This window comes from bacterium (genome assembly GCA_037131655.1).
GTDB lineage: Bacteria > Armatimonadota > Fimbriimonadia > Fimbriimonadales > JBAXQP01 > JBAXQP01.
This window is the reverse complement of the sequence record JBAXQP010000165.1, coordinates 1-6,365: the sequence shown is the minus strand read 5'-3', so window position 1 is coordinate 6,365 and position 6,365 is coordinate 1. Positions and strand designations below refer to the sequence as shown.

The 6,365-nt window shown below is 47.7% G+C and carries 8 protein-coding genes; 1 reads left to right on the top strand and 7 read right to left on the bottom strand.

Annotated features, from left to right (window positions below):
- Nucleotides 1-84: 84 nt before the first annotated feature.
- Nucleotides 85-873, bottom strand: a complete 789-nt coding sequence (locus tag WCO51_08535; protein ID MEI6513304.1) for a sugar phosphate isomerase/epimerase — start codon at nucleotides 871-873, stop codon at nucleotides 85-87.
- Nucleotides 874-984: 111 nt separating this feature from the next.
- Here WCO51_08535 and WCO51_08530 point away from each other — a divergent pair, with 111 nt between their 5' ends.
- The gene (locus WCO51_08530) at nucleotides 985-1,314 is read left to right on the top strand and encodes a zinc ribbon domain-containing protein (protein MEI6513303.1); all 330 of its coding nucleotides are present in this window, start codon (nucleotides 985-987) and stop codon (nucleotides 1,312-1,314) included.
- Between the two features lie 4 nt (nucleotides 1,315-1,318).
- Here WCO51_08530 and WCO51_08525 read toward each other — a convergent pair whose 3' ends face one another.
- From WCO51_08525 to WCO51_08500, 6 genes are all read right to left on the bottom strand, one after another.
- Complete coding sequence (locus tag WCO51_08525) at nucleotides 1,319-2,242, bottom strand: alpha/beta hydrolase (GenBank protein MEI6513302.1); 924 nt, start codon at nucleotides 2,240-2,242, stop codon at nucleotides 1,319-1,321.
- A 97-nt stretch (nucleotides 2,243-2,339) separates the two neighbouring features.
- Nucleotides 2,340-2,645 carry a 50S ribosomal protein L27 gene (gene rpmA, locus WCO51_08520; protein MEI6513301.1) on the bottom strand — a complete coding sequence of 102 codons (306 nt, stop codon included), beginning with the start codon at nucleotides 2,643-2,645 and terminating at the stop codon, nucleotides 2,340-2,342.
- Nucleotides 2,646-2,722: 77 nt separating this feature from the next.
- Nucleotides 2,723-3,046 carry a 50S ribosomal protein L21 gene (gene rplU / locus WCO51_08515; protein ID MEI6513300.1) on the bottom strand — a complete coding sequence of 108 codons (324 nt, stop codon included), beginning with the start codon at nucleotides 3,044-3,046 and terminating at the stop codon, nucleotides 2,723-2,725.
- Between the two features lie 110 nt (nucleotides 3,047-3,156).
- Nucleotides 3,157-3,495 carry a P-II family nitrogen regulator gene (locus WCO51_08510; protein MEI6513299.1) on the bottom strand — a complete coding sequence of 113 codons (339 nt, stop codon included), beginning with the start codon at nucleotides 3,493-3,495 and terminating at the stop codon, nucleotides 3,157-3,159.
- A 70-nt stretch (nucleotides 3,496-3,565) separates the two neighbouring features.
- The gene (locus WCO51_08505; protein ID MEI6513298.1) at nucleotides 3,566-5,929 is read right to left on the bottom strand and encodes a hypothetical protein; all 2,364 of its coding nucleotides are present in this window, start codon (nucleotides 5,927-5,929) and stop codon (nucleotides 3,566-3,568) included.
- 223 nt (nucleotides 5,930-6,152) lie between these two features.
- Nucleotides 6,153-6,365: hypothetical protein (locus tag WCO51_08500; protein MEI6513297.1), on the bottom strand; the 213-nt coding region annotated here is incomplete at its 5' end.

The following is a 6,365-nucleotide window of genomic DNA, read 5'->3' as shown; positions in this document are numbered from 1 at the left end:
CAGCCAGGGGATCAGGGGTTCGAATCCCCTACGGGGTACTCAAACAGGCGGCCTCAGGGAGGCCGCCTGTTCTTTTTCCAATTCTCACTCAATCCCCGGCCAATGCTTTCTAATTAAATCTGCGGACTTCTTGACCCCCAGGGCGGCGTCTCCGTGGCCTTCGAACTCTATGGAGATTACGCCGTTATAGCCAACCCCTTTTAGGATGCCGAGCAGTTGGGCATAGTCCAAGCGGCTTTCTTCGCCGTCTCCGTTAAATGCCCAGGTTTTAGCGTGTGCATAAATAGTATAAGGAGCTAGTTTCAGACAGCTTTCTATGCGCTCATCTGCTTTCCAATTGCCGAAATCGAGCAGCACGCCGACCCATTGGGGGTCTGTGGCTTTGATGATGTCTAAAATTCTATCGGCATTGGACGCTAAATCGCCGTGATTCTCGATACCCAGCTTAATATTAAGGCGTTTGGCGGTTGGGAGCATCTTATTAATTGCCTCAATGCACCATACAACCCCAGAAGTTCCGTCAAGTTCCTTATCACCAGTCGTGCCAAGAAGAAACCTGATCACCGATACCCCTAGATAGGCGGCGGCTTCTATTTGTTTGATATTTTCTTCGATCTGCGCCTCACGAGCGATAGGATCGACTGAAGCCATGTTCCCCCCGGAAATAACGGCAACCGTTGTAAGGCCGACATCTTTAACGTATTGATTAATTTCGTCGAGATGGGGCTTTCCCCAATCACGGATCACGAAATCATTTAAACCTACATAGTTAATTCCGAGGTCCTTAATCACAACCATCGCTTCCTGCAGTGTCAGTTTCTTTGCGTTAAAAAAATCATTCAAGCTATATGTATCACACGCTAATTTCGCCATTTGCTCCTCCAAGGTATCTATTCTCCTTCTAGACATGGGTATTTTAACCGCTAGGCCATGCGCTGTGCAAGCGCGGGTAAACTTATCTGATAGGAGTAGATATAATCAGTTATGCCTCTGTATGAGTATCGTTGCAACAAATGCGGACACCGCTTTACTATCCTTGTGGGGATGGTGGCTAGTAGTCAAGCCGTTAAATGCCCTAAATGCGGCAGTACATCGGCTAAAAAGTTGATTTCACGCTTTGCGCGTCTGCGGTCAGATGATGATATAATCGATGACCTGACCGACCGTGCTGAAGCGTTGGGTGAAGACGCCGACCCGAAAGTCATGCGCGAAATGGCACGCGAAATGGGCAAATCGATGGATGAAGACATGAGTGACGAGATGGAGGAGTTGTTCGAACAGGACCTCCAGGATACGGGGAATGAAGACAGCTAGCTTGTCATCTCACCGGCTTCTCTTTCAAATCCGTTAAAAACTCTCGCACATCTTCAATAATTTGCTCCCTTCCGGAAACATAAACATCCTCATGACCTGAAGTAGCAAGGGTGGAAATCGTTACTTTCGATGAATGAATTGCAGCCTCTTTCAATTTCACAGACATCCAATACGGCACAAGTTTATCATTCTTCCCATGAATTAAAAGAATGGGGGTATTCACCTTGCCGATTTTGTCGATAGTGTCGAAATGATGCTTGAGCAACCATCTGACAGGCAGGTAGGAATAGAGCTGTTTTCCGGTTTCCGTCATCGAAGTAAAGGCAGAAATCATGATAAGTCCCGCTGATGGCTCCCGTGATGCTAAATCACATGCCACTGCTGCCCCTAACGACCTGCCGTAAACAACAATCTTTTTGGGATCAACCCCTTTGCTTGAAACCAGATACTGATACGCGAAATTAGCTGTCTCATAACAGTTCTTTTCTGAGGGTACACCAGACGACATTCCGTAACCAAGGTAGTCCACGATGAAAATATTCGCTCCAAGCCGTCGAAACTCAGAAAACTCAAAGCCAAGCGTATAAGCGATGCAAGTGCCATTGCCAAGGAAGTAAAGGATTGTCGGACACTCATGGGCATCGGGGTTTGGCGATCCGTCTTGATTAAGAGCCGGTCCATATAATCCTGCAACCTTGTTGCCGTTCGTGGCTGCAAGAGTTACAAGCTCACAACCTTCGGGAGCTTTCACTATTGCCTCAGCTTGTCCTTGAGTAGATAAACCCGGAAATATAATTTTAGTTTGAAGCCGATAAAACACAGCCACCACCGTTAGATAAGCGATGAACAAAATAATCAGCGCCCACTTTGCTACGCGCCGAAAGACAAAACCTCGACCACGCTCTTGAACTTTACTCTGTACGCTCATTAAGCGATTCTACCGCACTGGAAACAGGTATGCACAAATGAAAAAGCCCGTGGGCTATATAACCACGGGCTTAATAAGACTAATCGGTTCAAAAGACCTAGGCTTGAGCGACTACCGGCTCAGCAATCTTCTTTTCGACGATGACGTTTGTTGGATCCGGATAAACACTGATTCGAGGCTTCGCTTTTGATACCTCGAACTTTACATAGCCGTCAATCTTCGCGTAGATGGTATGGTCTCTGCCGATACCAACATTTCGGCCCGGATGGAACTTTGTTCCACGCTGGCGCACGAGGATGTGACCGGCCAGAACCTTCTCGCCGCCGTATTCTTTAACACCCAACATTTTTGGCTTACTGTCGCGACCGTTTCGCGAACTGCCAACACCTTTTTTATGTGCCATTCAAATCCACCTATCTAAACTATTACGTAGTTCGTATTGCGTATCCGGAATTCGGAATACGCACTACGGAATACGCACTACTTGCTTGTGCCGCTTACGATTTCCGTTACCTTAAGATAAGTATGAGGTTGACGATGACCGAAGCGTCTGCGCTCGTTCTTTTTTGCTTTATACGTAAAGCCAATGATTTTCTTGCCTTTGCCCTGTCTCAACACGGTCGCCATAACTTTAGCGCCTACAACCGTAGGGCTTCCGATATTTAAACCGGTCTCATCACGGACCATTAAGATTTCATTAAGCTCAATGGTTGTCCCCGCTTCGGCATCGATTTTCTCGATAACGAGCGTATCATTGGTTTCTACTCGATATTGTTTCCCGCCTGTGCGCAAAACTGCGTACATATCCTTCACCTTCTCGTTCCTTCTGACGCGAACGACTATAGTACCTTGTCATTACGTGATGGGTCAACCATTTTGGGGCACTCTATCCGAATTGCAAGCAATAACTTCAGTTAAAGCGCGATTTCGCCTCGATCGCCTGTGCGAATACGGACTACATCTTCGATTTCGGAGACAAATATTTTCCCGTCCCCTATCTCACCCGTTCGCGCTGCTTCAGCCAAAGTTTCCATTGCTTCTTCTAACCGATCATCCGGCACAACGACCTCAACCTTTAACTTAGGCAAAAGGTTGACAGTGTAAGTACTCCCCCGATATTTCTCTGTTCGCCCTTGCTGTCGCCCAAACCCTCGAACGTCAATAACCGTAAGTCCAGGAAGCCCAATATCCTGCAGAGCCGCCTTAACTTCCTCCAGCCGCATAGGACGAATAATCGCTTCAATCTTTTTCATGCCGCATGCAATATACCCGAATTTGGTATTTCGTATTGGGTTGTGCGTATTTCGGATTAAAAAGTAAGCCCTACTTCCCTAAATAAGGAAATCGGTAACCGGATACGGTGGGGTCGTTGGTGGCTAGGAGGAAATCGGCTTGGAAAGATTGGGGATTGGTTAATTCGAAGGTGTGGACGCCTTTGGTGAGGCTTATGGTTCCGTAATCGATTACATCTGCGCGGCTGGGGTGAGCAGAGCCGGTCATGATCGTACCGTCTACTTTTAGTTGAACACGAGTGAGTTTATCTTTAACGAGTGCTCGACCAAATATACGATAGGTTCCCTCACTTGATACCGGAACGCGAGTTAAAATGGATTTACCGGCGGACACAGAGACAGCCGTATTGCCGGAACCGGGGCTGCATACGGCTGATGTAATCGTCTTTTGACGGTTCATGTCGGTAAATTTCTCGCACTGCAGGAGAAGCTCTTGCGGTTCATCGTTTAGATAAATCACCCCAAAGCTGTGAGGTTCAATGGTGATTTTCTTCTCCTCTTGATTGCTTGCTATCTGCAAAGTTCGGTTAACCGGGCTATCGGTAGTGTTAAAGTAGAGAACACGGTCGGTGCAGACAGTGGTATAAACCCCATCTTTCTCATCATCGGCCTGGCTGATGCTCCCTTTCTTATTGCCCGCAGGATAATTCCCTAATGCGACGGCTCGCACCAGCTCAATATAGCTTGCCATCTCTTTCTTTTGAGCAGGGAAATAGACTGTCCAGCCGCTTTCCATAGTGTGCGCCCAGTCTTGCGAGGGCACGAAATTCGCGCTCGGCCGATAGGCAGGCAGGTTCTTTGTATAACCAAATAGCGAGTTGAAAAGTGACACATCGCCATCAGGGGTTTGAAGCTTTCCAAAATCATACGCAACCAGGATGCCGCCGCTTTTGACCCATTCCTGTATCTTTTCAAGTGACGCCTTCTTCCAAATAGTCCCCTCCCACATCACTGCGACACGATAATCGGCAAGCGCACCATCCTGGACCATTCTTTCATCGGCCACATCGAAGTCGGTGATATCTCGAAGCTCTCTCATCCCGTTAAGCATAATCGGCGGGTAGCTCTCATTAGGGCGCACATCGTGAGTTGAAGAGGGGAATAGACAAACGATATCGACCTTTGGCTCAGCGCGTTTCAGATGCTTTGATAAACGTTCCGCCAACTTCATATGGTCGTTCCAGTTTTTGGACCAATCATAATAGCCAACAGCGCCAGTGCTGAGAGCTTCAAAGAGCCTTTGATTAAAGCCGGCTTCGTTGCTCGGCGAAGCTGAAGCCATCCAGAGAGGCACATTATAAAACCGGCAAGCAGCGCGTATATGTGACAGCGAAGCCGAATGGTTGATGTCTAAGGGCTGGAACCCGGAGTTCGTGCATCGTATGGCAGCATTATAACGGGTCGCGATCTTGACTAACGCGCTAACATCGTAGCCCAGCTTTATCGACTCATCCGTATCGCCGATAGGGATCATCATCAGTGAATTCGGATAATACCGACGGGCGATGCGCGCGAAGGTATCAGCCATAGATGTCACGCCGTTTTTGTACCAATTGGCAAAATCCAAACGCGCCTGATAACTCATTTTAGTATTGGTTGGGAACTCGAGATCTTTAATGGTTTTGAAGCTGGTTTTCCAAGCTTCGTTAATCCCATCAAGCGAGCCGTAGAGACTCAGCATATTCTTAGTAAAGCTCTCACGCGCAGCTTCATCACCGCACCAGAAGTCAACATGGTTATGATCGTCGCCGAAACGCTTTTCCCAATCGGCTTTTTGATCGCTCGAAAGCATCCGCAGCCCCGTCATCAATCCCGCGTCCCCATAATCGCCGTGAATTCCTAGCACGATAGCTGGAATTTCCGAATAACGAATCCGAGCGGCTGCCCAGTTTCGATCAATAAACTTAGCGAAGCCATCTGACCATGGCGAAAAGGCTTGGACAGTCTTTTCATGCTGCAGGCAAGTTAAATGAGTAAAGCCATTTTTATTGCAATACCATTCAGGCGGAAAAGAAGCATGGAGAAATAGACCCCAATCGGCGCCAACGCCGAATGCGAGTTGGCGCTGAGCGTTATAAGGTTTCCAATTCCAATTACCTTCAGCTATCTCGGGAGTGCCCAGGGGGTCGGTTTCGCTTTGAAATAAAGTAATTCCAAGCGCAGCTAGAGGTTCTAAATCAATTGTTCCGGAGGCTTCTGTGCTCAGAAAAAGGCGTTGACCCGTTTTGCGATTGGTATCGTATAGATTGCCCTTGGCAGGTTTGTCTCCAAGCGAATAGATTCGAACCAATCGCTTGTACTCACATGGCCGCTTGATTGCAGGTTTGGATTGCTGTGCCAAAGCCGAAGTGAGAATTATTACCAAGCAGACGAACAGGTAAAATATTTTCGCCATAACCATGCCACCTTAAAGCCTTTTTATCACGTCTCCGATTTGGACAGCTCCAGCAACGCCGTTTCGCTCTGCTACCGAAGCATCGAAACTATTATTTGCCCCCCTTTTTAAGGGGAACTACAGAGAGGTTCTGAAAGCTGACTTATAATGATTTCCTATGGCTTCCAGAACCTCCCCTACCCCTCCTCGACTAGGAGGGGATTAGCTTTTATGTCTCAGCAAACTAAACGTCGCACAGTTTGTAGGCGACTTTTAGGGCTTCCAATGCATCTCCCTTGGGGCAATATTCCTGGCCGACAAAGCCGGAATAGTTAGTTGCCGCAATCGCATTCATAATGCCGGTATAGTTCAGTTCTTGAGTGTCATCCATATCCATTCGCCCTGGTACGCCGGCAGTATGGATGTGGCAAATGTAGTCGATATTCTTTTTAATGGT

Bases quoted from the DNA above. Each gene is read 5' to 3' on its own strand.
- WCO51_08535 (MEI6513304.1), bottom strand. From the start codon at position 873: ATGGCGAAATTAGCGTGTGATACATATAGCTTGAATGATTTTTTTAAC.
- WCO51_08530 (MEI6513303.1), top strand. From the start codon at position 985: ATGCCTCTGTATGAGTATCGTTGCAACAAATGCGGACACCGCTTTACT.
- WCO51_08525 (MEI6513302.1), bottom strand. From the start codon at position 2,242: ATGAGCGTACAGAGTAAAGTTCAAGAGCGTGGTCGAGGTTTTGTCTTT.
- rpmA (MEI6513301.1), bottom strand. From the start codon at position 2,645: ATGGCACATAAAAAAGGTGTTGGCAGTTCGCGAAACGGTCGCGACAGT.
- rplU (MEI6513300.1), bottom strand. From the start codon at position 3,046: ATGTACGCAGTTTTGCGCACAGGCGGGAAACAATATCGAGTAGAAACC.
- WCO51_08510 (MEI6513299.1), bottom strand. From the start codon at position 3,495: ATGAAAAAGATTGAAGCGATTATTCGTCCTATGCGGCTGGAGGAAGTT.
- WCO51_08505 (MEI6513298.1), bottom strand. From the start codon at position 5,929: ATGGCGAAAATATTTTACCTGTTCGTCTGCTTGGTAATAATTCTCACT.